23 protein-coding genes are annotated in these 22,525 nt (G+C 72.5%); 8 read left to right on the top strand and 15 right to left on the bottom strand.

Translation table 11 applies throughout. The features are described 5' to 3' along the window. The first annotated feature begins 85 nt into the window (after positions 1-85). A complete protein-coding gene (locus H4696_RS13315; protein WP_086864644.1) occupies positions 86-748 on the top strand; it encodes a TetR/AcrR family transcriptional regulator in 663 nt (220 codons plus the stop codon). On the opposite strand, the gene H4696_RS13320 is transcribed toward H4696_RS13315, so the two are convergent. The 6 genes from H4696_RS13320 to H4696_RS13345 all read right to left on the bottom strand — a co-directional run bounded on the left by H4696_RS13320 (position 726) and on the right by H4696_RS13345 (position 6,523). Then, positions 726-1,487, bottom strand: coding sequence for an N-acyl homoserine lactonase family protein (locus H4696_RS13320; protein ID WP_086864643.1), 762 nt, complete (start codon positions 1,485-1,487; stop codon positions 726-728). The two genes, H4696_RS13315 and H4696_RS13320, sit on opposite strands and share 23 nt — an antisense overlap. Then, positions 1,484-2,833, bottom strand: a complete 1,350-nt coding sequence (locus H4696_RS13325) for an MFS transporter (RefSeq protein ID WP_249027226.1) — start codon at positions 2,831-2,833, stop codon at positions 1,484-1,486. The genes H4696_RS13320 and H4696_RS13325 overlap by 4 nt, the downstream gene beginning before the upstream one ends. Positions 2,834-2,956: 123 nt before the next feature. Beyond that, a complete protein-coding gene (locus tag H4696_RS13330; protein ID WP_086864641.1) occupies positions 2,957-3,706 on the bottom strand; it encodes a hypothetical protein in 750 nt (249 codons plus the stop codon). A 33-nt stretch (positions 3,707-3,739) separates the two neighbouring features. Next, a complete protein-coding gene (locus H4696_RS13335) occupies positions 3,740-4,672 on the bottom strand; it encodes an SDR family NAD(P)-dependent oxidoreductase (protein WP_225955677.1) in 933 nt (310 codons plus the stop codon). A 13-nt stretch (positions 4,673-4,685) separates the two neighbouring features. Next, positions 4,686-5,159, bottom strand: coding sequence for a TspO/MBR family protein (locus tag H4696_RS13340; protein WP_086864640.1), 474 nt, complete (start codon positions 5,157-5,159; stop codon positions 4,686-4,688). After that, complete coding sequence (locus H4696_RS13345) at positions 5,156-6,523, bottom strand: TIGR01777 family oxidoreductase (protein WP_143265397.1); 1,368 nt, start codon at positions 6,521-6,523, stop codon at positions 5,156-5,158. The genes H4696_RS13340 and H4696_RS13345 overlap by 4 nt, the downstream gene beginning before the upstream one ends. 171 nt (positions 6,524-6,694) lie before the next feature. On the opposite strand from H4696_RS13345, the gene qcrB reads away from it, so the two are divergent. Genes qcrB through H4696_RS13360 form a run of 3 tightly spaced genes read left to right on the top strand, consistent with a single transcriptional unit; the run spans position 6,695 to position 8,936 of the window. Continuing rightward, the gene (qcrB, locus tag H4696_RS13350) at positions 6,695-8,263 is read left to right on the top strand and encodes a cytochrome bc1 complex cytochrome b subunit (protein ID WP_192782289.1); all 1,569 of its coding nucleotides are present in this window, start codon (positions 6,695-6,697) and stop codon (positions 8,261-8,263) included. After that, complete coding sequence (locus tag H4696_RS13355) at positions 8,260-8,643, top strand: hypothetical protein (protein ID WP_086863929.1); 384 nt, start codon at positions 8,260-8,262, stop codon at positions 8,641-8,643. The genes qcrB and H4696_RS13355 overlap by 4 nt, the downstream gene beginning before the upstream one ends. Next, on the top strand, positions 8,640-8,936 hold the full coding sequence (locus tag H4696_RS13360; RefSeq protein ID WP_086863930.1) for a DUF3099 domain-containing protein: 297 nt from the start codon (positions 8,640-8,642) through the stop codon (positions 8,934-8,936). Before H4696_RS13355 ends, H4696_RS13360 begins: the two co-directional genes overlap by 4 nt. Here H4696_RS13360 and H4696_RS13365 read toward each other — a convergent pair. Then, positions 8,901-9,746, bottom strand: coding sequence for a MerR family transcriptional regulator (locus H4696_RS13365; RefSeq protein ID WP_086863931.1), 846 nt, complete (start codon positions 9,744-9,746; stop codon positions 8,901-8,903). The two genes, H4696_RS13360 and H4696_RS13365, sit on opposite strands and share 36 nt — an antisense overlap. A gap of 217 nt (positions 9,747-9,963) precedes the next feature. Further along, positions 9,964-11,334 (bottom strand): glycosyltransferase, encoded by a 1,371-nt coding sequence (locus H4696_RS13370; protein WP_192782290.1) that lies wholly within the window; start codon positions 11,332-11,334, stop codon positions 9,964-9,966. 56 nt (positions 11,335-11,390) lie between these two features. Between H4696_RS13370 and H4696_RS51220 the strand changes: the two genes are divergently transcribed. Then, positions 11,391-13,490: a glycosyltransferase family 4 protein gene (locus tag H4696_RS51220; protein ID WP_086860994.1), complete on the top strand. Its 2,100-nt coding sequence runs from the start codon at positions 11,391-11,393 to the stop codon at positions 13,488-13,490. Next, positions 13,487-14,866, top strand: coding sequence for a DUF2867 domain-containing protein (locus H4696_RS13380; protein WP_192782291.1), 1,380 nt, complete (start codon positions 13,487-13,489; stop codon positions 14,864-14,866). The genes H4696_RS51220 and H4696_RS13380 overlap by 4 nt, the downstream gene beginning before the upstream one ends. A gap of 13 nt (positions 14,867-14,879) precedes the next feature. Here the strand turns inward: H4696_RS13380 and H4696_RS13385 are convergent, their stop codons facing one another. The 7 genes from H4696_RS13385 to H4696_RS13415 form a co-directional block, all read right to left on the bottom strand. After that, a complete protein-coding gene (locus H4696_RS13385; protein WP_192782292.1) occupies positions 14,880-15,107 on the bottom strand; it encodes a hypothetical protein in 228 nt (75 codons plus the stop codon). A 342-nt stretch (positions 15,108-15,449) separates the two neighbouring features. Then, complete coding sequence (locus tag H4696_RS13390) at positions 15,450-16,217, bottom strand: hypothetical protein (RefSeq protein WP_192782293.1); 768 nt, start codon at positions 16,215-16,217, stop codon at positions 15,450-15,452. 34 nt (positions 16,218-16,251) lie between these two features. Next, positions 16,252-16,794, bottom strand: coding sequence for an RNA polymerase sigma factor (locus H4696_RS13395; protein WP_338078671.1), 543 nt, complete (start codon positions 16,792-16,794; stop codon positions 16,252-16,254). A 517-nt stretch (positions 16,795-17,311) separates the two neighbouring features. Beyond that, positions 17,312-17,593, bottom strand: a complete 282-nt coding sequence (gene catC, locus H4696_RS13400) for a muconolactone Delta-isomerase (RefSeq protein ID WP_086862629.1) — start codon at positions 17,591-17,593, stop codon at positions 17,312-17,314. Then, positions 17,593-18,444 (bottom strand): catechol 1,2-dioxygenase, encoded by an 852-nt coding sequence (catA, locus tag H4696_RS13405; protein WP_086862628.1) that lies wholly within the window; start codon positions 18,442-18,444, stop codon positions 17,593-17,595. The genes catC and catA overlap by 1 nt, the downstream gene beginning before the upstream one ends. A 26-nt stretch (positions 18,445-18,470) precedes the next feature. Further along, positions 18,471-19,574, bottom strand: coding sequence for a mandelate racemase/muconate lactonizing enzyme family protein (locus H4696_RS13410; RefSeq protein WP_192782295.1), 1,104 nt, complete (start codon positions 19,572-19,574; stop codon positions 18,471-18,473). After that, complete coding sequence (locus H4696_RS13415; protein ID WP_086864797.1) at positions 19,571-20,479, bottom strand: LysR substrate-binding domain-containing protein; 909 nt, start codon at positions 20,477-20,479, stop codon at positions 19,571-19,573. Before H4696_RS13415 ends, H4696_RS13410 begins: the two co-directional genes overlap by 4 nt. A 175-nt stretch (positions 20,480-20,654) precedes the next feature. On the opposite strand from H4696_RS13415, the gene benA reads away from it, so the two are divergent. Together benA and benB are read left to right on the top strand one after the other, a co-directional pair. Further along, the gene (benA, locus tag H4696_RS13420; RefSeq protein WP_086864798.1) at positions 20,655-22,016 is read left to right on the top strand and encodes a benzoate 1,2-dioxygenase large subunit; all 1,362 of its coding nucleotides are present in this window, start codon (positions 20,655-20,657) and stop codon (positions 22,014-22,016) included. Continuing rightward, positions 22,013-22,519, top strand: a complete 507-nt coding sequence (gene benB, locus H4696_RS13425) for a benzoate 1,2-dioxygenase small subunit (protein ID WP_086864799.1) — start codon at positions 22,013-22,015, stop codon at positions 22,517-22,519. Before benA ends, benB begins: the two co-directional genes overlap by 4 nt. Positions 22,520-22,525 lie beyond the last annotated feature (6 nt).

Consider the following 22,525-nt stretch of genomic DNA (forward strand, 5'->3'; position numbering starts at 1 on the left):
CGCCCTCCCCTAATGTACGAACTAGTACGTTATTTGTACCACGGCCTAGAGTGGTCAGCACCAGCTGAAGCGAGGAAGGAAGTCCGTGGCAGCACCGACGTCGGGCGAAGTGGCGAACAGCGGACCCGGACGCGTCCGCGACGCCGACCGGACCCGCACCGAGATCCTGGACACCGCCGCCCGCGAGTTCGCCGAAAAGGGCTTCGACGGCGCCCGGGTGGACGAAATCGCCGCGAAGACCCGCACGACCAAGCGGATGATCTACTACTACTTCACGAACAAGGACCAGCTGTTCGTCGAGGTGCTCGAACGGGCCTACACCGTCATCCGCTCGCTCGAGCAGAACCTCGACGTCGACCACCTCGACCCCGCCGAGGCGATCCGGCAGCTCGCCGGGCTCACCTTCGACCACCACGAGTCCCACCCGGACTTCGTGCGGCTGGTCAGCATCGAGAACATCCACCGCGCCGAGCACATCGCCCGCTCGACCGCACTGTCCAATCTGGCCAACCCGGCCCTCGACGTGCTGACCCGCATCCTCGCCCGCGGCCGCGAAACCGGGCAGTTCCGCGACGACGTCGACGCGCTCGACGTGCACATGGCCATCAGCGCGTTCTGTGTGTTCCGCACGGCGAACCGGCACACGTTCAACGCGATCTTCGGCCGCGACATGCTCGACCCGGCCTTCCGGGACCACCACCGGCGCATGGTCGCCGACATGCTCGTCAGCTACCTGACGACCCGCTGAGCCGCACGATCCGGTCCGTCACCGGCGGGTACCGCGCCAGCACCTCCGGGTCGTGCCCCGGCACCGCCAGGCCGGGGCCCGCCAGCTCCCGGATCCGGTCGAAAGCGCCGTACACCCCGGCCATCGAGTGCAGCAGCGGCGCCGGGCGGTCTTCCTCGAGGTTCTCGTGGAAGTGACTGGCGTCCGAGGCCAGCACCACCGGACCGGCGGCCGTCTCGACCCGGACGACCTGCATGCCGGCCGTGTGCCCGCCGACCAAGTGGACGCTCAGCCCCGGCACGACCTCGGCGTCCCCGTCGACCAGGTCGGCTCGCAGGTCTTCGAGCGCCACTTCGTCGAGCAGCCACCGCTCCCGCTCGATCCGCTTCGCCAACGGGCCGGTCCAATAGTCCACTTCGGACCGTTGGACGACGACTCTCGCCCCGGGGAACTCGCCCACCGTGCCGCAGTGGTCGTAGTGCAGGTGGGTGAGGACGACGTGGTCCACCGTCTCCGGGCCGACACCGAGTTCGGCGAGCAGCCGGACGGGCTCGACGTAGTCCAGCCCGTCGATTTCGCGCGCCCGCTCGGCCCGGATGCCGGCGTCGACGAGCACCGTGTGCTCCGGCGACACCGCCAGCCAGACGTAGTAGGCGGTCGGGTGGGGTTCCGCGGATTTCCCGTCGTAGCCCAGGAAGTGCTCACCCCGGAACCCCGTCCGCCGTCCGTAGCAGAGCGCGTAGACCTCGAACTCGTTCATCGCGGAACGGCGACCTCGCCGCGCACCGGGTCCTTGCGGCCGAGCTGCGCGGTGGGCACCCGGTAGGTCTCCTTCCCGGTGGCCACGGCGACGACGTTCACCAGGCACAGCGCGGCGGTGAAGACGGCCACGCCCAGCCACGCGCCCCGGCCCGTCCCGGTCACCCCCACCGCGATGGTGGGCAGGAACCCGCTGATCGCGAACCCGATCTGGGTCCCGATCGCCGTCCCGGACAGGCGCACCCGCGCGGGGAACATCTCGCCGTAGAACGACGGCCACACGGCACTCGTGGCGGTGTAGACGATCCCGAACATCCCGATGCCGACGACGAAGATCCACAGGTAGCTGCCGGCCGCGATGGCACCGAGGTACGCGAAGATCAAGACGGCGCAGCCCAGTGAACCGGCAATGAAGATCCGCTTGCGGCCGACGCGGTCGGAAAGCTTGGCCCACAGCGGGATCGAAACGACGGCGGCGACGTTGGCCAGCACCCCGACCCACAGCATGGGCGTCTTGCTCAGGCCCACCGTGTTCACGGCGTAGCTGAGCGCGTAGACGGTGAAGATCGTGCTGACGGAAGCGATCAGCGCCGCGACGACGACGCGCAGGACGTCGGCCCAGTGGTCCCGCAACAGCACGGCCAGCGGCAGCTTCACGACTTCGCCGCCGGCGACTTCTTCCTGGAACACCGGCGTCTCGTCCAGCGAGCGGCGGATGTAGTAGCCCACCAGCACCACGACGGCGCTGAGCCAGAACGGGACCCGCCAGCCCCACGACAGCAGCGCTTCCTGCGGCAGCGCGGCGACCGGCAGGAACACCGCGGTCGCCAGGATCTGCCCGGCCTGCGTGCCGCTGAGGGTGAAGCTCGTGTAGTACGCGCGGCGGTGCTCGGGGGCGTGCTCGAGGCTCATGGAGTTCGCGCTGGCCTGCTCGCCGCCGGCGGACAGGCCCTGCAGCAACCGCAGCGCGACCAGCAGGATCGGCGCGGCGACGCCCCAGCTGCCGTAAGCGGGCAGGCAGCCGACGAGCACGGTGGACAGCCCCATCAGCAGGAGTGTGGCCAGCAGGACGCGCTTGCGGCCGAACTTGTCCCCCAGGTGCCCCAGCAGCAGCGCCCCGAGCGGCCGCGAGACGTAGCCGACGCCGAAGGTCGACAGCGCCAGCAACGTGCCGGTCGCCGGCGACGAGGCCGGGAAGAAGATCTTGTTGAAGACCAGCGCGGCGGCCGTGCCGTAGATGAAGAAGTCGTAGTACTCGAGCGCGCTGCCGATCCACGCGGCCAGTGCCGCTTTGGCGGGCCGGCCCGCGGGAGGGGCGTCCACTGCGCCATCCGGACGATCGGTCACGTCATTCTCCTCCGCGGGTGCGCCACTGCAGTCCGAGTAACTAACCGGTTAGGTATGTACCGTACGGTTAATTAGAGAGATTGAACGGCGCCCGCGGGCTTGTCAAGTACGAGTTCCCGGTCCTCAGGACGGCGGGGTGAGGTTCTGGCAGAGCGACCTGGGAAACGCCGGTTCGACGGCCAGGATTTCACCGCAGCCGCCGCCGCTGGCCGAGGCGAAGCTCGCCCAGCCGGTGCCCGCCCAGCGGTAGGCGACCCGGTTCGGGGCCTGGCCGCTGTGCCGCTGCAGGTCGTGGATCAGCCAGTTCTGGTCGCACGCCCGCGTGGTGCCGGGGTACTCGGCCTCCGTGCTGAACTCGATCTGCGCGACCCACGCCTGGGCGCAGTGGTCGGGGGGCGGTTCGCAGCCAAGGATCTTGTCGCACTTCTTCCAGCCGCCGGGCAGCAGCCGCCAGCTGTCCTCGGCGTTGACGATCACCGGCCGCTTCCCGATCGGTGCCGCCGTCTTCAGCGGGACGTCGGCCGGGACCTGCTGGCAGTCCGGCCCGGCCCCGGCCTGGAACAGGACGCCGGCGTCGATCCGCTCGGGGGCCTCGGTGACCTGGGCGTGCGGCGCGATGGCGCAGGCGGACAGGTCGACGTGCAGCACCGCGCTGTGGTCGTCCAGGCCCGGCCGGATGTCCGTGACCCACGCGGTCATCTCCGCCGGAGCGGCCGCGGGTACGGGCGGCGGTTCCGGGGTGGTCGCGGACGTGGTTTCCGGGGCGGCGGTGCTCCGGTACGGGATGTTGAGCGCCAGCAGCACGCCGAACACGAGGCCCCCGGCGGCGAGCGCCCCGAACGTCCACAGCACGGGTCTGACGAATCGCGACACCGAAGTTCCCCCTCCACCGTTGCCGGCGGGAGCCTACCGGCCGACGACGTCCAGGCAGTGCCGCAGCAGCCGTTCCGCGTCGCCGGGCGCCGGGCGCGTGCCGGGCAGCAGGTGCGTCGGCCGGTCCCGGCGGTCGTGCCAGAACCGCCCCGGCGGCGGGCCGGGCTCGGTCGCCGCCAGCCACACCGCCGTGTCGGCGCCCTCGGCGGCCGTGCGCAGCACGGGCCCGAGCAGCCGCCGGAACGACGGCAGGGACGCGGCCAGGCCCGGGGTGTCCGCCCAGCCGGGATGCGTGCTGTGCACCGCGATCCCGTCCGGCCGCCACCGGTCGGCCAGCACCGGCGTGAGCTCGACCTGCATCCGCTTCGTGCGCGCGTACGCGGTCGCGCCGCGGTAGCGCCCGCCCCGGTATTCCGGGTCGTCGACGGCGAGCGGCTGGGTGTACATCCCGCCGGAGGACACCCAGATCACCCGCGCGTCGGCCGACGCACGCAGCGCGGGCCGCAGCAGTTCGGTCAGCAGCAGCGGTCCGAGCACGTGCGTGGCGAACGTGCGCTCGTGGCCGTCCACGCTCTCTTCCCGCCGCGGCGGCAGCACTCCGGCGTTGTGGACGAGAACGTCCACACGCGACTCCCGGGCCGCGAACTCGCGCACCGACGCGAAATCGGCGACATCGCACCGGGCTGTCCGGACCTTCGCGTCCGGCACCGCCGCGTGGATCCGGTCGAGCGCCGACTCCCCGCGTGCGAGGTCGCGCACCACCAGCACGACTTCCGCGCCCAGCCGGGCCAGCCCGGTGGCGGTCGCTTCGCCGAGGCCGGAACTCGCGCCGGTCACCAGTGCGACCCGGCCCCGCAGCGCGTCCGGCGCGGGATCACCGGCCGCCCAGGCGCGGCGACGCAGCGCGTAGCCGAGGCGGGAATAGCCGACGACCACGGTGCGGTCGAGGAGGGTGTCGAGCAGCAAGGGGATTCTCCGATCAGTTCAGGACGACGATCGCGGCATTGAGCGCCGTCGCGAAGAGCGTCCACGCGAGGTACGGCAGCTGAAGCGCGGCCGCTGCTCGCGAGCGGCGCCGGAAGACCAGCGCGGTCGCGGCGATCACGACGTCGAGCGCCACGATCTCCACCAAGGCGACGGTGTACGCGCCCGCGGCGAAGAACAACGGCGTCCACGCCGCGTTGAGCACCAGCCCGGCGGCGTACCAGCCGAACTCCCGCCGCGGTCCCCCGGCGCGCCAGAAGAGCCAGCCGGACAGGGCGATCGCCAGGTACAGGACTGTCCACACCGGACCGAACAACCACGAGGGCGGCGCCCACGGCGGCTGCGCCAGTCCGGCGTAGACGGCGCGGGACTGCGTCGCGGCGAGGCCGCCGACGACGGCGACGACGGCCACCGCGGCGACGAACCCCGCCAGGGCCAGCGGCGGCGCGGGACGGTGGATGGTGGTCATACCGGCTCTCCTACGGTCGGGCGTGCGTCCGAATCGGTTTTGGCGCCCAGCAAGTGGGCGAGCGCGTCGCGAAGCCGGCCGTGACGGAACTCGTGCCCGGCGTCGAGCAGGCGCCCGGGCCGCACCCGCTGGTCGGCGAGCGCCAGCTCGCGAGCCCCTTCGCGGCCGAGCAGCAGCCGCGGGCCGAACGCCGGCACCGGCAGCAGCGCCGGGCGGTGCAGCACCCGCCCGAGGGTCTTCGTGTACTCGGCGTTCCGCACCGGTTCGGGACTGACGGCGTTCACCGCGCCGGACAGGGCCCGGTCGGTCACGGCCCGCAGGTAGACGTCGGTCAGGTCGTCGAGGCCGATCCACGGCAGCCACTGCCCGCCGGTCCCGATCGGGCCGCCCAGGCCGGCGGCGAAGAGCGGGCGCTGGAGCCGGAGCACGCCGCCGCGCGGGCTGAGCACCAGCCCGGTGCGCACCCGGACCACGCGGATTCCCGCGCCGGCCGCCGGTTCCGCGGCGGCCTCCCAGTCTTCGACGACGTCGGCGAGAAACCCTTCCCCGCGCTCGCTGTCCTCGGTCAGCACCTCGTCGCCCCGCTCCGGGCCGTAGTAGCCGACCGCGGACGCCGAGACGAACACCCCGGGACCGTCCGGGGTGCGGGCGGCCAGTTCGGCGAGCTTCCGGGTGGGGCCGATCCGGCTGTCGCGCACGGCCCGCCGGTGGCGCTCGTCGAACCGCCCGGCCACCGAGGCACCGGCCAGGTGCACCACCGCGTCGACGCCGGCCAGGAGGTCCTCGGCGGGCTCTTCCGGCCGCCACGTCCGCTCGTCCGGAGTGCGCGCGGCGCGCCGCACCAGGCGGATCACCCGGTGGCCGCCGGTGGTGAGCAACGCCGTCAGCGCGGTGCCCACCAGCCCGCTCGCCCCGGTCACCGCGATGGTCAGCGGCTCGTGCCAGTACCGCCGCTGCGCGGCCAGGTCGGCCGCGAGCTGGCGGTACCGGTAGGCGAACATCGAGCGCAGCGCCGCCGCCGGCACGGGCGTCTCCACGCGGTCGGTGAGCACGGTGCGGCCGGGGCCGTCGGCTTCGAACCGGTGAACGTGCCGCCACGGCACGACGGCCGAGAGCACCGGCGTGGCGAGCCGGTCGACGAACTGGTGCGGCGGCCGGTAGCCGGCGGGCTCGTGCTCGGCGGTCCACTTCAACCCGCCGGGCAGCACCAGCTCGGCCGTGCCGTCGCACAGGGACTCGGCCTCGGTCCCGACCCGGACCGGCTGCCACGGCGGGGCGAGCCGCGTGAACGCCCCGGGCAGCCCGTGCCACGAGAACACCTCAGCCAAGGGGGCGGAGACGACGCCCGAGAACTCCGCGACCACGCGCTCCTCCGATGCAGTATCGACTCAACTATCGCCGTAACCGTACCTCGGCCTGGTGATTCTCGCCTATTTCCCCTGTCAGGTGCGATTCATCTTCGATGCAGCCGCGTGCAATCTCGGCGCACCGGTGTGACGATCGAGAAGGCAAGCGACCGATCCCTGGAGAGTCCGATGAGTTCACTCACCACCCCGACCAAGGGGTCGAGTGCCGTGGAGCGGCACGTGGGCGAGGCCGCGGACAACGCGGACCGGCGGTACCACGCGGCCAAGGGCCTGCGGCACCAGATGAACAAGGTGTTCCCGACGCACTGGTCGTTCCTGCTCGGGGAGATCGCGCTCTACAGCTTCATCATCCTGCTGCTCACCGGTGTGTACCTGACGCTGTTCTTCGACCCCTCCATGCAGGAGGTCGTCTACCAGGGCAGCTTCAAGAACATGCAGGGCCTGGAGATGTCGCAGGCGTTCCGCACGACGCTGGACCTCTCCTTCGACGTCCGCGGCGGGCTGTTCATGCGGCAGCTGCACCACTGGGCGGCGCTGATCTTCGTGGCGTCGATGGCCGTGCACATGCTGCGGATCTTCTTCACCGGTGCGTTCCGGCGCCCGCGTGAGGCGAACTGGGTGATCGGCGGGCTGCTGCTGATCCTGGGCTGTTTCGAGGGCTTCTTCGGGTATTCGCTGCCGGACGACCTGCTCTCGGGTACCGGTATCCGCGCGACGCTGTCGGGCATCGTGCTCTCGGTGCCGGTGATGGGCACCTGGATCCACTGGGCGCTGTTCGGCGGGGAGTTCCCGGGCGACCAGATCATCCCGCGCCTGTACACGCTGCACATCCTGCTGCTGCCGGGCATCATGCTCGCGCTGGTCGGGGCGCACCTGGCGCTGGTCTGGTACCAGAAGCACACCCAGTTCCCGGGGGTGCGCCGCAAGGAGACCAACGTCGTCGGCGTCCGGATCATGCCGTACTTCGCGCTCAAGGGCGGGGCGTTCTTCACCCTCGTGGTGGGTGTGCTGGCGTTGATGTCGGGGTTGTTCCAGATCAACCCGGTGTGGAACTTCGGCCCGTACAACCCTTCCCAGGTCTCCGCCGGGTCCCAGCCGGACTGGTACATGGGCTGGGCCGACGGGCTCCTGCGCGTCTGGCCGCCGTGGGAGCTCTACCTCGGCGACCACACCGTCCCGCCGGTGTTCTTCGCCGGCGCCATCGGGATCGCGGTGCTCGTGACGCTGCTGCTCAGTTATCCGTTCCTGGAACGGAAACTCTCCGGCGACACCGCGCACCACAACCTGCTCCAGCGCCCGCGCGACGTCCCGGTGCGCACCTCCATCGGGGCGATGGCGATCACGTTCTTCCTCGTGCTCACCCTCTCCAGCTTCAACGACATCCTCGCGGTCCAGTTCGACGTCTCGCTCAACGCCATGACGTGGGCCGGCCGGATCGGGCTGCTCGTCGGCCCGCCGGTGGTCTACTTCCTCACCTACCGGCTCTGCGTCGGCCTGCAGCGGGCCGACCGCGAGGTGCTGGAGCACGGCATCGAAACCGGCATCATCAAGCGGCTCCCCCACGGCGAGTTCATCGAAATCCACCAGCCGCTCGCCGCCGGGCCGCTCGAGTACCAGGGTGCGCCGGTGCCGAAGAAGATGAACCAGCTGGGCTCGGCCGGGCACGCCGTCCCCGGCTCCCTGCTGACCCCGGACCCGGTCGAAGAAACCGCGGCGCTGGAGCGGGAGCGGCGATGACCGTCACGGCACCCCGCGTCGCCGTCGCGTCCCGCCTCGCGACAGGATGCGCCGCGGGGGCGGCACTGTTGTCCGCGTTCGCCACGACGAGCAGTTTCGGCTGGCTGCCCCTCGAATCGCCCGCGGTGGCCGCGGGGCTGGCCCTGACGGTGCACGCCACGCTGCTGCTGACCATTGTGGACAGCCGGGACCGGCGGCTGCGCGGCCCGGCCGTCGTCGTCGGATCGCTGCTCGCCTGCGGCCTGCTCGCCGGCTCGCTCTGGGCCGCGACCGCGCACTCCCCCGGCCAGGCGGGCCCGGTCTTCGTTCAGGTCGTGGAAAACATCGCCGGGCCGCTGGCCGTCCTGACCGTCCACATCGGAGCGGGGCGCACCTCGTGACCCGGCCGGTCCTGATCACCACGGCCGCGCCGTCGGCCGAAGAACAGCTCGCCCGGCGGCGCCGCAAGTACGTGGTGATGATGGCCTGCCGGATCCCGTGCCTGGTCCTCGCCGGGCTCACGGCGCACGTCTGGTGGCTGGCGCTGACCTTCCTGGCGATCTCCATCCCCCTGCCGTGGGCCGCGGTGCTCATCGCCAACGACGTCCCGGCGCGGCGGAAGGAGCCGGCCGCCCGCCACCTCGCGCGGCCCGCGCTGTCACCCGGAGAAGACCGCGAGCGCCCCGGCGAATGACGGCGGGAGCGGTTCGCCCACGGTCGGCAGCCCGCGCCAGCCGGGACCGGCCGGGCGCACCGGCACCCCGTCGGCGTGCAGCGCGCGCAGGATCCGCACGTCCGCGGACTGCGACGTCATCGACCAGACCACCACCTCCCCCGGCTCGAACCGGGCGGCGACCACGCGCAGGACGTCGAGGGAAACCAAGCCTCCCAAGAACATCGCCGACGCGCCGTCGTCGTTCAGCGCGGCGCTGAGCATCTTCACCGGCAGGTCGTGGCGCTCCGCCGGACCGCACACGAAGAGGACGGGCGCCCGGCCGGCCCGCGCGGGCGCGGGATACCGGTCCACCGCCCCGGACGCCGCGGTGGCCAGCGCCCACTCCGCGGCCATCGCGGCGCGGTCGCCGTGCCGCGCCCACCGTTCCCCGATGGCCCGCAGCACGGGGCCGACGACCTCGGTCCACGTCTTCGCCACGCCCAGGCTGCCGAGCGCGTCGTCGACCAGACCGCCCATGGTGGGCAGGTCGAGCGACTCCGCGGCCTCGGCGAGCCGTTGCCTGCGCTGCCCGGCGGTCACCTCGGCGGCCGAGCGGTCCAGCACCAGCCGGGCGGCGTCGCGCGCGCTGGTCCCCTGGGCCTGCAGGGCACGCATCCGGCGCAGCCGTTCGACGTCCTCGGGGGTGTACCGCCGCCGTCCGTTCGCTTCGCGCTCGGCGGCGCCGATGCCGTACCGCTGCTCCCAGGTGCGCAGCGTCACCTGCGACACGCCCAGCGTCCGCGCGACCTCGCTCGAGCTGAGGAACCGCGCCCCTGCGGTGCTGCTCATCGGGCCTCCTCGTGAACGCGTAGTGAATCACGAGCATACCGATTCAACTGCGATGCACACTTCCGCTGACTCGACCGAGTCTCCCGGATCGATCGCAGCCCCGCAACAGGTGATTGACCTGCTACTTCTCGCTCTCCGCTGCCGATCCGTCACTTGTGTGCCGAGCGAACGAGAGCAGGCGCCTTCGCGCTCGCGCAGCGCACGCGGCACACAAAGCTTAGATTCGCATCGACTCTGCATCGACCACCGGAAGGCGTCGCATGGCCGACAGCAGCCGGACCGCGGCCGGCCGCGGTCCACGTCCCGCGAGCAGCCGGTGCGCGGCTTGACCCTCCTCATGAGCGGCCGCGAGCACCTCCGTCAAGGCCGCGGCCACCTCGCCGGGGGTGACGCGGAAGGGGTCGAGCGCCCGGCCGGCCGGAATCCGTTCGAGGTCGTGAGCCACGGCGAACTGGTCGCTGGAAAACGGCAGGGCCACCGCGGGCACCCCCGCCGCCAGGCACTCCGTGAAGGAGTTGTTGCCACCGTGGTGCACGACGGCGGCCGTCCGCGGCAGCAGCGCCCGCTGGGGCACCTGGTCGGCGACGTCGACCCGGGGCTCGCCGTCGAACTCCGCGCGAAGACCGGCCGCGCGATCACCGGCGGCCACCAGCACCGACACCTCGCGCACTTCGAGCAGGCCGCGCACCACCGTGCGCAAGACGTCGTCCCGCGCGGACAGGAAGGTCCCGAAGGACACGAGGACGAGCCGCCGCCGGCCGCCGTCGGTCAGCGCGTCGGTCCGCCGGGCCCAGTCGCCGGGCAGCACCACCGCCCCGACGTCGCTGCAGTGTCCGGCGAAGATCCGGGCGGGACCGGCCGGGAGCTCGGGCAGCCAGGGCAGCTCGGGGTAGTTGAACAGCACTGCTTCCGGGGAAGTCAGCCCGAAGGCGCTCTTCGGCACCGGCCGGTCCGGGGCGTGCTCGGCGAGGAAGCCGGCGAACAGCCCGGTGAACAGCCGGTCGTTCGCCTCGGCCTCGGCGCGCAACCGGCCCACTTCGCCGTCGGTGGGCCGGATCGCGCGCGGCCAGTACGGCGGCAGCCCGAAGAAGCGGCCGGCACCCTCGAGGACGTAGCTGGGGTGGCCGGGGCAGAAGGCGGCCCACCGGCGCCCCAGGGTGTGCACCGCCAGCGTGACGGCGTAGGCCAGCTGGTCGATCAGGTACCAGTCCGGTCGCAGCCGCTCGTCGAGCGACCGGATGGACGCGAGCACGCCGCCGGGATCGGGCAGCATGTCGGCACGCCGGTGCCGGGCCTGGGCCAGCAACGCGGGCACCGCGCCGGCGCGGGTGGCTTCGAGGAACTCGGCCAGCCGCCGCGCGCCGTCGGCTTCCTGGCGGGTGCGCTCGGCGATGCCCGTGTTGGCGTTGTCCCCGAAAACCAGCGCCGTGAAGGGCAGTCCGTGCTCGGCGGCCAAGCCCGCGAAAGCGGGCGCGCAAGCGAACGTCACCTCCGCTCCTTCGGCGGCGAGCGCCGCCCCCACCGTCGCGAGTGGACGCGCGTGCGAAGCGAACGGCGGGCTCACCACCACGATCCGCGATGCCTTCATCCCGGTCTCCTCCCTCTTCCCCGCCGACCCTACGGCCCGACCACCGGAGCAGCGCAGTGATCAGTCAGGACACCCGGACCACCGCGGCCACCGACCCGCTGGCCGTCCTCCGCACGCTCACGCCCGGAACCGATCCGGCCCGGATCGACGCGGTCCGCCGGGCCCTCCACCCGGACTTCGCCGGGCCCGCGCTGGTCGAATACGCCGGCGCCCCGGCGGGTGGCGTCGATCCCGACGGGGCGGTGGCCGCGCTGCGCGCCCGCACCCGCGGGACCGCCACGCCCAGCGCCGTCGACGTACTGGCCGCGATCCCGGACACCGGGGACGACGTGCTCGACGACCTGGCCGGATCCATCGCGTTGGACCTCTTCGCCGCCGCGGTCGCCGCGCACGGCGAAGCGGCCGCGGCCGCGGCGATCGGCCTCGCGTTCGCCGATGCGCCGCCCCGGCGCGGGGCGCTCCTGCTGGATCTCGCGGAACGGCACGGCCTCCGCTGCCTGCCGGTCAAGGCACTGGCCGGAGCCGCGCCGGGCCACCGGCGGTACCGGCACGCGATGTGGCGCTACCTTTCCCAGCTCGACGAAGCCGCGGAAGCGACCGAACTGCTGGCCGCCGCCCACGTCCGGGCCGGGGATCCCTACGAACGCGCGCTGTCCGCGGTGTGCCTGGCCCGGCAGTCCGGGCCGGGTTTCAAGAGTCCCCTGTGGACCGTTCCGGCGTCCGGCCGGAGCGGGCTGACGGTGGCGCAGTCGATGCTGCTGGGATCCTTCGACCAGCCCGGCGCCGGTGCCAGCGGCGGCCTCACGGTCCTGCTGCGGCACCTCGGCACCGCCTTGCCCCGCCACGCCGGCATCGCCCGCGTCGTGACGCTGACCTTGGCGGGCCAGGACCTGCTGCGCGACCGGAACACCCTCGCCGAAGCCGACGACCACGGGCACGTCGTGCTGCGGCTGCCCGTCGACTCCCCCGGCGCCCCGGCGCAGGCGGCGCTCTCCCGGCACCGGCCGGCCATCGGGTTCCTGGCCCGGCACCTGCTGTGGCTCACGGACTGCATCCCGGACGTCGTCCACGTGCGGTATGCCGACGACGGCTCAGCCGCGGTCGCGGACGCCGCCGGGGCGATGGGCGCGCGGACGGTCTTCACCCTCACCGCCGATCCGCACCGCTCCCTGGCCGAGCGGTACCGGCCCGGTCTCGCGGCGGACCGCGCGGCGGCCCGGTTCGACCTGCACCGGATGTACGCTGCCGACCGGCTGGTGGCGGCCGCCGACACCCTGCTGGGGCTGCCCGGGCGCCCGGGCGGGGAACTCACGGCGTACTTCCCCCAGCTGCGCGAAGGCCCGGAACCGGAGTCACTGGCCGAAGGAATCCCCTTGCTCTCGCCCGTGGTCACGGCCGATGCCCGCCAAGAGCAGCTGATCGCGTCCTTGTTCGCGCCCGGCTCCGTGCTGCCCCGGCTCGCGCCCGAGGTCCGCGGTCTCCCGATCACGCTGTCGGTGGGCCGGCTGCACCCGGTCAAGCAACAGGACGTGCTCGTCGAAGCCTGGCTGGCCCGCGGCCTGTACCGGCACACCGCGCTCGTGCTCGTCGGCGGCGACCCCGCGCACCCGAACGACGACGAATCCCGGATCCTGGCCCGCATCCGGGAACTGGCGAGCGCGTACCCGGACGCGGCGGGCCGGCTGGCGGTGCTGGCCGCCGTGAGCAACGAGGACGTCCGCTCGCTGGAGCACGGCCTGGCCCGCCGGCTACCCGCCCCGACGCCGCACCTCTACGTCTGCCCCAGCCGCAAGGAGGAATTCGGCATCGCCGTCCTCGAAGCCATGGACGCCGGCCTGCTCGTCCTCGGCCCCCGCCGCGGCGGGCTCGGCCACTACATCGAGCACGGCCGCAACGGTCTGCTCGCCGACACCTCGACCCTCGCCGCGTTCGGTGACGCGCTCACCGCGTTCGTCCGCGGCGCGGCCGGCGATCCGGCGCGAGCCCGGGCGGTCGCGGCCGCCGGCCGGGACACCGTCGCCCGGCGCTTCGGCATCCACGAGGTCGCCGGCCGCTTCGCCGGCGTCTACCAGCGCACCGCAGGCACCAGCGCCCGGCGGGCGACCACGAACCGCGGACCCCTGTCCTCGCTGCCGCCGGGCCCGGAGCCGCGATGACCTCCCCGCGAAACGCCGTCCGGCCACGCTGCGCGGTCCTGGGCGCGACCGGTTTCGTCGGCCGGGCGCTCGTCTCCGATCTCGTCGCCGCCGGCCACCCGGTCCGCGTCCTGTCCCGCTCCGCGGCACACCGCTTCCCCGGGCAGGTCGAGGTGACGCTCGGGGACGCCGCGGACCCGCGTGCCCTCGAGACCGCGATCGCCGGCGCGGACGTGGTCTTCCACCTCGTGCACTCGCTGGCCCGGTCCGACTTCGCCGCGCGGGACCGCCTCATCGCCGAACGCCTCGCCGCCGCGGCCGCCACCGCGCGGGTCGGGCAGATCGTCTACCTCGGCGGGCCGCGCCCGGTGACCGCCGCTTCGCCGCACCTGGCCTCCCGGTCCGAAGCGGCCGACATCCTGCTCGGCGGCGACGTCCCGGCGATCGCGCTGCAAGCCTCGATGGTCCTGGGCCGGGGATCCGCCGGGGTCGAACTGCTGGCCCGGACCGCGCGGCTGCCGATCCGGCCGCGTCCCCGCTGGACCGCCCGGCGAAGCCGTCCGGTCGCGCTCGCCGACGTCCGGCACTACCTGCGGGCCGCCGTCGATCTCGCGCCGCTGCGGGGCCGGTTCGACGTGAGCGGCCCGGAAACGATCAGTTACCACGACCTGGTGCGCCGGTGCGCCCGCGTGCTGCGCCGGCCCGCCGCGCTCGACCTGCCTTCGCCGTGGTGGTCGCACGAGATCGCCGCCCGGGTCGCCGGGGCGGCGTCGCCCGTTCCGACCGCCGTCGCGGCCGGGTTGTTCGCTTCTCTCGAGCACGACCTGCTCCCGGCCGACGTCCCGGCGGAGACCGTCCTGCCGTCACTTCCGGCCGGGGCCACCAGCCTGGACAACGCCTTGCGGGCAGCACTCGGGGTTCCGCTGCCGGACCCGCCGGCGGGACGGTCCCACGTGGAGGAAGACACCGAAAGCTCGACCGCCACCCCCGAACGGCTGTGGCGGGCGATCACCGAGCTGGGCGGGGAAAGCGGCCGGTTCCCGCCCGGACCCGCGTGGGCCCTCCGCGGCCTGCTCGACCAGGCCCTGGGCGGTGCCGGGCTCTACCGCGGCCGTCCGGAACGCCCGGGAACCGGGGACGTCATCGACTTCTGGGCCGTCCGGCACCGGGACGACACCCGCCGTGAACTCGTGCTGGCCGCCGACATGCGCTTGCCCGGCGACGCCGAGCTGACCTTGCGCGCGGAACGGGCCGCTTCGGGGAGCCGGCTGCGCCGCCGGGTCCGGTTCACCCCGGCCGGCCGGCTGGGCGACGCCTACTGGTACCTCCAGAAGCCGGCGCACGACCTCGTGTTCGCGTGGCTCGCCCGCTCGATCGTCCGCGCCGCCGAAGGCTGAAGACCGCGGGGGATCAGCCGGGCACGGCTTCCGCGGCGGTGAGCCGGTAGCCCGGCACGAGCCGCACGTCGTCCGGGCCGAACTCGACCCAGACCGAACCGGGCCGCAGATCCGGGGTCCGGTCCACCACCACGCCGGTCCGGCCGCGGAACTGGCCGCTGTGCGCGCGGACGCGCAGCCCGGCGGGAAAACCGCCCGTCCGGGCCGGTCCGGGGTCGGGCGTGCGGTGGGCGAAAGTCATGCCGACCTCCAGGGAACGCCGGTCAGGACAGGGAAGCGGTGGTGGCGGCCGGAAGGGGCCGGTTCACCACCACCGTTCTCCGCGAGGGCGTCCGCCGCCGATTTCGACCGGGCCGGCGCCGGGCGGCTCCCTCATCAGCCAGGTTCCTCGCGCCGCCGGGCCCGCGCAGTGTTCGAAAGTCCTTGGGGGCGGGGACGAAAGGCCGTGCGGTTCTCTCGGAACTGACACGGTTCATGGACGGACGGCGGCCGGTGATAGGGGTCTGGGCCGCCGCCCGTCCGGGAAAGCGGCGATCCCCCGGGGGGAGGGGAGGGATCGCCGCCAGTCAGGGAGCCCGGTGGCTCAGTGGGTGGGACGGGTGGCCGGCGGCCCGGACGGGTGCGTCTCGGGCGCACCGGTCGGGTGGGTGGGAACCGTCGCCGGCGCGTGGTCCTTGCCGTTCTCCGAGTTGCCCGGGTCCGCCGGCGCTCCCGGCGAATCGGTGGTGTGCACCGGCTTCGAGGCCTCGTCCTTGAGCACCGTGTCGCAGTACCCGTCGACGCCGTTCTTGTCGCCCGCGGCCGCGATCAGCTCGGCGAACGCGGGGCTTTCCAGCGCCTTGCCGTGCTCGGCCTTGTCACCGGCGGCGTACGCGTGGCACAGCCCGACCAGGGACGGCGACGGCGACGGGTGGTCCGACGGCCGGGACCCGGCGGGTGCGTGGGTCGTGGCCGCGTCCGACGCGCCGGCCGGGGGCTGGGCGTGGGTGGAGGCCGAGGGGGCCGCGGGCGCGTTGCTGCCCGGGAGGGGCAGTGCGCCGGTCACGGCGGCCGCGGCGACGCCGCCGGCGGCGAACAGCGCCGCCACGACGGCGGCGACCTTGGCCGTCAGCAGCTTCGCCGAAATGCTCTTGATCATCGAGGGACTCCGGGGTTGAGGGGCGTTGGCGTGCTGAGCCGCCTCGAGGAACGCCGTCATGGCCGCTGGTTCCCCACCCAGCTCGCCGTCGCGCGGTGGGGCGGCCGCGGCGGCGAGCAGGCCGGCCAGCGCGTCCGGGGCATCGGCCGGCGCACCCCGCAGCAACTGCTCGGCGGTGTGCCGGTCGAGCCGGCGCCCTTCGTGCTTGCTCATCACATTCCCCTCAGCGTCGGGCCGCTCGAAAGTGTCACACCTGCCCGCCGAGCCGGTCGGCGAGCGTGCGAAGTCCCCGGTAGGCGGCGGTGCGCACGGCGCCGGGGCGCTTCCCCAGCACGGCCGCGGCGGCCTTGGCGTCGAGGCCGACCACGACCCGCAGCACCACCGCCTCGGCCTGGTCACGCGGCAGCGTCGCGATCAGCGCCAGCGCCGCGCCGGTGGCCGTCGCCTCGATGGCCGCGCCGGCGGTGTCGTCGGGCGCGGCCCGCTCGGGGAACCATTCCGCCGGCGTGTCCGAGACCGGGCGACGGCGGTGGTGCCGCAGGTGGTCCAGCGCCCGGTGCCGCCCGATCGTGGCGGTCCAGGCCCGGAAGCCGTCCAGGTCACCCCGGAACGACGCCAGGTCGCGCGTGATCTGCAGCCACGCCTCCGAGGCGACGTCCTCGGCGTCCTGTCCCACCAGGACCCGCAGGTAGCGGCACAGCCCGGGCTGCACCGCCCGGTACAGCGCGCGGAAGGCCTCCTCGTCACCGTGCCGGGCTCGTTCGAGGGCGGCCGACAAACCGGCGTCCACCGCCGGCTCCACCGGCGCGCGCTCACCACGGTAAGGGACCGAATCCAGCACCACACGCATCCTTTGCGGTCTGCCCCACCGCGTTCGTCCGGCCATCATGGTCCATCGCCCCGGCTCGCGATAGCCCGCCCCACCCCTGTTCCGCACGGCTTCCGACAAAGCGGCCAGGTCGGAAATTCTCCCCCTCCTCGCGGTACGCAACGGGATGGTGCTGCGGCTCCGGCAAAGTCGTGGTCTCGCGGTCTGCCCGGCGTCGCGGCGATGTCATGAAAGGGTCGTTCATGTCGCCTGGCGACAGGGTCCCGGCAAAGTCGCGTCGGTGCAGCCCGCAGCGGTGCGCCAGCGTCTTGAATGACTCATTCAGGACCTCCGAAGACCTGAATGAGTCATTCAAGACGTCGGGCGAGCTGGTCACCGACGGCAGAGCGGCCCAGCCGCGTGACTTTGCCGGGACCTGGGGGTGATGCTGCTCAGCGACGGCGGCTGGTCAGTCGCGTGAGCACCACGAGGACGGACTTCAGCCGGTGACCTTGGACGGGTGCGCCGCCAGCGGCGTGACCTGGATGTCCATGTAGGGGAACAAGGGCAGCCCCGACAGCACCGCGTGCAGCTCGTCGTGGTCCGCGACGTCCAGGATCGAGAAGTTGGCGTACTCCCCCGCGATCCGCCACAGCTGGGGCCACTTGCCCGCCCGCTGCAGCCGCCGGCTGTATTCCTTCTCGCGCGCCACGATCTCCTCGCGCGCGCCCGGGTCCAGGTCGGCGGGCAGGCGGACGTCCATCCGGACGTGGTACAGCATCAGGACCGCTCCGGGTCCAGGACGAAGCCGTACTCGATGGCCTCGCCGCCGTCGACGGAGCGCGGGTCCAGCAGCAGTTCCGGCTTGACCGCCGAGGCGATGTCGTCGTCGTTGTGCTCGTCGCCCGGGAAGTACAGCTGCGCGGTAAGCAGTTCGTGGCCCGGGGCGGACACCTTGACGTGCAGGTGCGCCGGGCGCCAGGCGTGCCAGCCGGCCGCCGCGATCAGCTTGCCGCAGGCGCCGTCGGTCGGGATCTGGTACGGCGCCGGGCGCACGGTGTGGATCTCGAAGCGGCCGGAGTCGTCCGCGGTGAAGGAGGCACGCAGGTTCCACTCCGGGATGCCCGGCGCGAACTGGGAGTAGAAGCCGTCGGCGTCGGCGTGCCACAGCTCGACCTTCGCCCCGGCCAGCGGGGAGCCGTCGGTCGAGGTGACCTGGCCCGTCCAGGTCAGCGGGGTGCCGGGCTCGCCGTCCCGCATGGGCACCGAGCCGCGGGCGCCCCGCTCGGGTGCGTCCGGGACGTAGTACGGGCCTTCGATGGTGCCCTTGTTGCCTTCGCGGTGCTCGGTGGCTACCTCTTCGACGACGTGCTCGACCCAGACGTCGAGGAACAGCGGCCATTCGCCGTCCTCGCCGACGCCGATCAGCCACGCCTTGAGCGCGTTGTACTCGTCGTAGGTGACCTTGTGCTTGCGGATCGTGCCGTGCACAGCCTCCAGGACTTCCCGCGCGAGCAGGCTGACGCGCTCGGGCGGAGTTCCGGCGACGCCGGCGAACTTGTCGCTCTTGAAGCGCTCGGTGGCGTTGGCGCCCGAAGCCGCGGCGGTCGCGGTCTCTTGGATGGCGGTCATGAATCCTCCTTGATTCGTGGTGGGAGTCAGCGGTCCTGGCGGTAGCGCCGGAGTTTTTCGGGATCGATCTCGGCACCGAGGCCGGCGCCGGGGCGGACGGCGAGTTCGCCGTCGCTGATGCACATCGGTTCGGCGAGCAGGTCGTCGCTCATGTCGAGGAAGTTGGACAGCTCGCCGGCGCGCCGTGAAGTCAGCTCGTACGCCGCCCCGAAGGCGACGGTGCACAGCGAACCGAGCTGGCCGTCGATCTGGTTGCCCATCACGACTTCCAGGCCGAGGCCCTCGGCGAGGTGGTGGGTGCGCTGCGACCGCGTGAAGCCGGTGCGCGCGGTCTTGATGCTCACCGCCGTCGCGGACCCGCCGAGGATCTCGCGGGTGACGTCGGCGGGCGTCACGGCCGACTCGTCGGCGATGAACGGGACGTCCAGCCGCTGCACGAGCCACCGCCGGCCCAGCACGTCGTCGGCCGGGCACAGCTCCTCCGCGAAGAGGAGGTCCAGATCGGCCATCTCCTTCATCGCGCGCGCCGACTCGGCGGCGGTCCAGCCGCGGTTGCCGTCGACGTAGAGGTCGGCGCTGTCACCGAAGTGCTCCCGCAAGGCACGCACGACCGCGGTGTCCAGCGACGCCGGGCGGCGGCCCACCTTGACCTTGAACGTCGTGATGCCGTGGGTCTGGCGCATCTTCTCGGCCTCGGCGACCATCGCCGCGGGCTCGTCGAACCCGAGCATGTGCGCCACGCGCATGCGGTCGGTGTAGCCGCCGAGCAGCTCGGTCACCGACACGTCGAGGCTGCGCCCGAGCGCGTCCCAGATCGCCATGTCGATGGCGGACTTCGCGGCCGGGTTGCCGACCGTCCGGGACAGTCGCGTGTGGACGGTCTCGCGGTCGAGCAGGCTCAGCCCGACGACCTGCGGCGCGAAGATCGAGTCGATGACGGCGACGATCCCGGCCTGGGTCTCGCCGTAGGTGAACGGCCGCGGGGGCGCCTCGGCCACGCCCACGACGCCGTCGTCGGTGTGCACCCGCACGAGGACGTGCTCGGCGGTGCGCACCTCGCCGGAGGCGAACCGCAGCGGCTTGCGGTACGGGATCGCGAACGGGATCGCCTCGACGTGCGTGATCTTCATCGGCTGACCTCCGAGGGTGGCCGGGTGGACGGGAAGACGTCCTCGAGCGCGGCGAGGACGGTCGAAACGAGCGGGGACCGGGTTTCGCGGTGCCAGGCGAGCGCGAGTTCGACGCTCGCCGCTCCCGCCACGTCCCGGAAGACGACGCCGGCCAGGGGCAGCGACCGCGCCGACGCGGGCACGACGCCGATGCCGAGGCCGCCGGCGACCAGCGCGAGCAGCGGCGCGGTGCCGGGTGCCTCGTGCTGGCGGCGCGGGGTGAAGCCCGCTTCGCGGCAGCTGCGCGCGACCGCTTCGTGCACCACCGAGTTGCGCCCGGTGTAGGTCACCAGCGGCTCGGCCCGCAGGTCGCTCATCGCCACCACCGGCTCGACCGCGAGCCGGTGGTCGGCCGGGACCGCGAGGATGAGCGGCTCGGCCTCGATCACGCGGAACGCGATGTCGTCCCCGGTCACCGGCGGGCGCAGCACGCCGATGCCGAGCGTGCCGGCCCGCAGGAGCTCGCACTGTTCGGCGGTGAGCAGGTCGGCGCGGACTTCCAGCTCGACCTGCGGCACCCGCTGGGCGAGCGCCCGGGCCAGGTGCGGCAGGTGGGAGAACGCGGCCGTCCCGGTGAAGCCGATCCGGACCAGGCCGAGCTTGCCCTCGCCGATGCGCCGGACCCCGCGCACCCCGGCGTCGACGGCGGCGAGCACGTGCCGGGCCTCGGCGAGGAAGAACTCGCCCGCCGGGGTGACGCTGACCTGGCGGGTGGTGCGGGCCAGCAGGGCCACGCCGAGCTCGTCCTCCAGCTGCCGGATGGCGTGCGACAACGCCGGCTGGGCGATGTGCAGCCGCTCGGCGGCGCGGCCGAAGTGGCACGTCTCGGCGACGGTGGCGAAGTAGCGCAGGTGACGGAGTTCCACGGTGAGCCTCCTCCCGGTGCCGTTGTCGCCGATCACCTCACGGTAAGGAGCAAGCTGATCGAAGACAAAGACCTGATGTCGAGTGATCCATAAACAGTAGCTATCAATCGCACCCTGGGTCAGGTCTAGGCAGATGTCCGGTGTGACCGACCGCACGGCCTGTCATGGTCGATCCATGACCGAGATGCTGGAGCACGTGTCCGCCGTCGTCGCCGACGCCGTCGTCGAAGACCCCGAAGCCGGCGTCTACCGCGCCAACCGGCGGATCTTCACCGACGAAGGGGTCTTCGAGCTGGAGATGAAGCACATCTTCGAGGGCAACTGGATCTACCTCGCCCACGAGAGCCAGCTGCCGGACCCCGGCGACTACTTCACGACGTACATCGGGCGCCAGCCGGTCGTCATCACCCGGGACGCCGGCGGCGAGCTGCACTGCCTGATCAACGCCTGCGCCCACCGCGGGGCGATGGTCTGCCGCCGCAAGACCGACAACCGCACCACGCTGACCTGCCCGTTCCACGGCTGGACGTTCCGCAACGACGGCAAGCTGCTCAAGGTCAAGGACCCCGACGGCGCCGGCTACCCGGACAGCTTCGACACCGGCGGCTCGCACGACATGACGCGCGTCGCCCGCTTCGACTCCTACCGCGGCTTCCTGTTCGGCAGCCTCAACCCGGACGTCACGACCCTGGAAGAGCACCTCGGCGACACCACCAAGGTGATCGACATGCTCGTCGACCAGTCCCCCGACGGCCTCGAGGTGCTGCGCGGCGCGTCGACCTACACCTACGACGGCAACTGGAAGGTGCAGGCCGAGAACGGCGCCGACGGCTACCACGTCACCGCGACGCACTGGAACTACGCGGCGACGACCGCCCGGCGGAACACCGGCGAGTCCAAGAACAGCACCAAAACGCTCGACGCGGGCAGCTGGGGCAAGTCCGGCGGCGGCTACTGGTCCTACCCGAACGGGCACCTGTGCCTGTGGACGTGGGCGGGCAACCCGCAAGACCGTCCACTGTGGAACCGCATGGCGGAGCTGAAGGAGAAGTTCGGCGACGCCAAGGGCGAGTTCATGGTCCGCGGGTCCCGCAACCTCTGCCTGTACCCGAACGTGTACCTGATGGACCAGTTCTCCACCCAGATCCGGCACTTCCGGCCGATCGCGCCGGACAAGACCGAGGTCACCATCTACTGCATCGCACCCAAGGGCGAGAGCGCCGACGCACGGGCGTGGCGGATCCGCCAGTACGAGGACTTCTTCAACGCCTCCGGCATGGCCACCCCGGACGACCTCGAGGAGTTCCGCTCCTGCCAGCTCACCTTCCGCGCCACCGCCGCGCCCTGGAACGACATGAGCCGCGGCGCGCGGCACTGGCTCACTGGCCCGGACGAAGTGGCCGAGGCCCTGGGCATGACGGGCGTGATCTCCGCGGGCAAGAAGAACGAGGACGAGGGCCTCTACCCCGTCCAGCACGGCTACTGGCGCGAGACCATGCAGGCCGCGATCGCCGCCGAGCGAGGAGAAACCCGATGACGACCGCCGAAAAGACGATCACCCAGCACGACATCGAGCAGTTCCTCTACCGCGAAGCCCGCTACCTCGACGACCGCGAGTTCGAGAAGTGGCTGGAGTGCTACGCCGACGACGTCGTCTACTGGATGCCGTCCTGGGGCGACGACGACCTGCTGACCGAAGACCCGCAGACGTCGATCTCGCTGATCTTCTACCCGGACAAGGGCGGCCTGGAGGACCGGGTGTTCCGCATCCGCACCGAACGCTCGAGCGCGACGTCGATCCCGGAGCCGCGGACCAGCCACAACATCACCAACGTCGAGCTGATCGAACGGCGCGGGGAGGTCGTGGACGTCCGGTTCAACTGGCACACCATGTACTTCCGGTACAAGACCGTGGCCCCGTACTACGGGACTTCGTTCTACACCATCGACTTCTCCGGCCCCGCGCCGCTGATCCGCCGCAAGACCGTGGTGCTCAAGAACGACTACATCCACCACGTCGTCGACGTCTACCACATCTGAGGTCCC

It is taken from the genome of Amycolatopsis lexingtonensis, from assembly GCF_014873755.1.
Lineage (GTDB): Bacteria > Actinomycetota > Actinomycetes > Mycobacteriales > Pseudonocardiaceae > Amycolatopsis > Amycolatopsis lexingtonensis.

What these genes read in the sequence shown, in the direction of transcription:
- qcrB (WP_192782289.1), top strand. Translation starts at nt 6,695, where the DNA reads ATGAGTTCACTCACCACCCCGACCAAGGGGTCGAGTGCCGTGGAGCGG.
- catA (WP_086862628.1), bottom strand. Translation starts at nt 18,444, where the DNA reads ATGACCGCCATCCAAGAGACCGCGACCGCCGCGGCTTCGGGCGCCAAC.
- H4696_RS13385 (WP_192782292.1), bottom strand. Translation starts at nt 15,107, where the DNA reads ATGACTTTCGCCCACCGCACGCCCGACCCCGGACCGGCCCGGACGGGC.
- H4696_RS13410 (WP_192782295.1), bottom strand. Translation starts at nt 19,574, where the DNA reads ATGAAGATCACGCACGTCGAGGCGATCCCGTTCGCGATCCCGTACCGC.
- H4696_RS13340 (WP_086864640.1), bottom strand. Translation starts at nt 5,159, where the DNA reads ATGACCACCATCCACCGTCCCGCGCCGCCGCTGGCCCTGGCGGGGTTC.
- H4696_RS13365 (WP_086863931.1), bottom strand. Translation starts at nt 9,746, where the DNA reads ATGAGCAGCACCGCAGGGGCGCGGTTCCTCAGCTCGAGCGAGGTCGCG.
- benB (WP_086864799.1), top strand. Translation starts at nt 22,013, where the DNA reads ATGACGACCGCCGAAAAGACGATCACCCAGCACGACATCGAGCAGTTC.
- H4696_RS13380 (WP_192782291.1), top strand. Translation starts at nt 13,487, where the DNA reads ATGACCTCCCCGCGAAACGCCGTCCGGCCACGCTGCGCGGTCCTGGGC.
- H4696_RS13320 (WP_086864643.1), bottom strand. Translation starts at nt 1,487, where the DNA reads ATGAACGAGTTCGAGGTCTACGCGCTCTGCTACGGACGGCGGACGGGG.
- catC (WP_086862629.1), bottom strand. Translation starts at nt 17,593, where the DNA reads ATGCTGTACCACGTCCGGATGGACGTCCGCCTGCCCGCCGACCTGGAC.
- H4696_RS13370 (WP_192782290.1), bottom strand. Translation starts at nt 11,334, where the DNA reads ATGAAGGCATCGCGGATCGTGGTGGTGAGCCCGCCGTTCGCTTCGCAC.
- benA (WP_086864798.1), top strand. Translation starts at nt 20,655, where the DNA reads ATGACCGAGATGCTGGAGCACGTGTCCGCCGTCGTCGCCGACGCCGTC.
- H4696_RS13355 (WP_086863929.1), top strand. Translation starts at nt 8,260, where the DNA reads ATGACCGTCACGGCACCCCGCGTCGCCGTCGCGTCCCGCCTCGCGACA.
- H4696_RS13390 (WP_192782293.1), bottom strand. Translation starts at nt 16,217, where the DNA reads ATGAGCAAGCACGAAGGGCGCCGGCTCGACCGGCACACCGCCGAGCAG.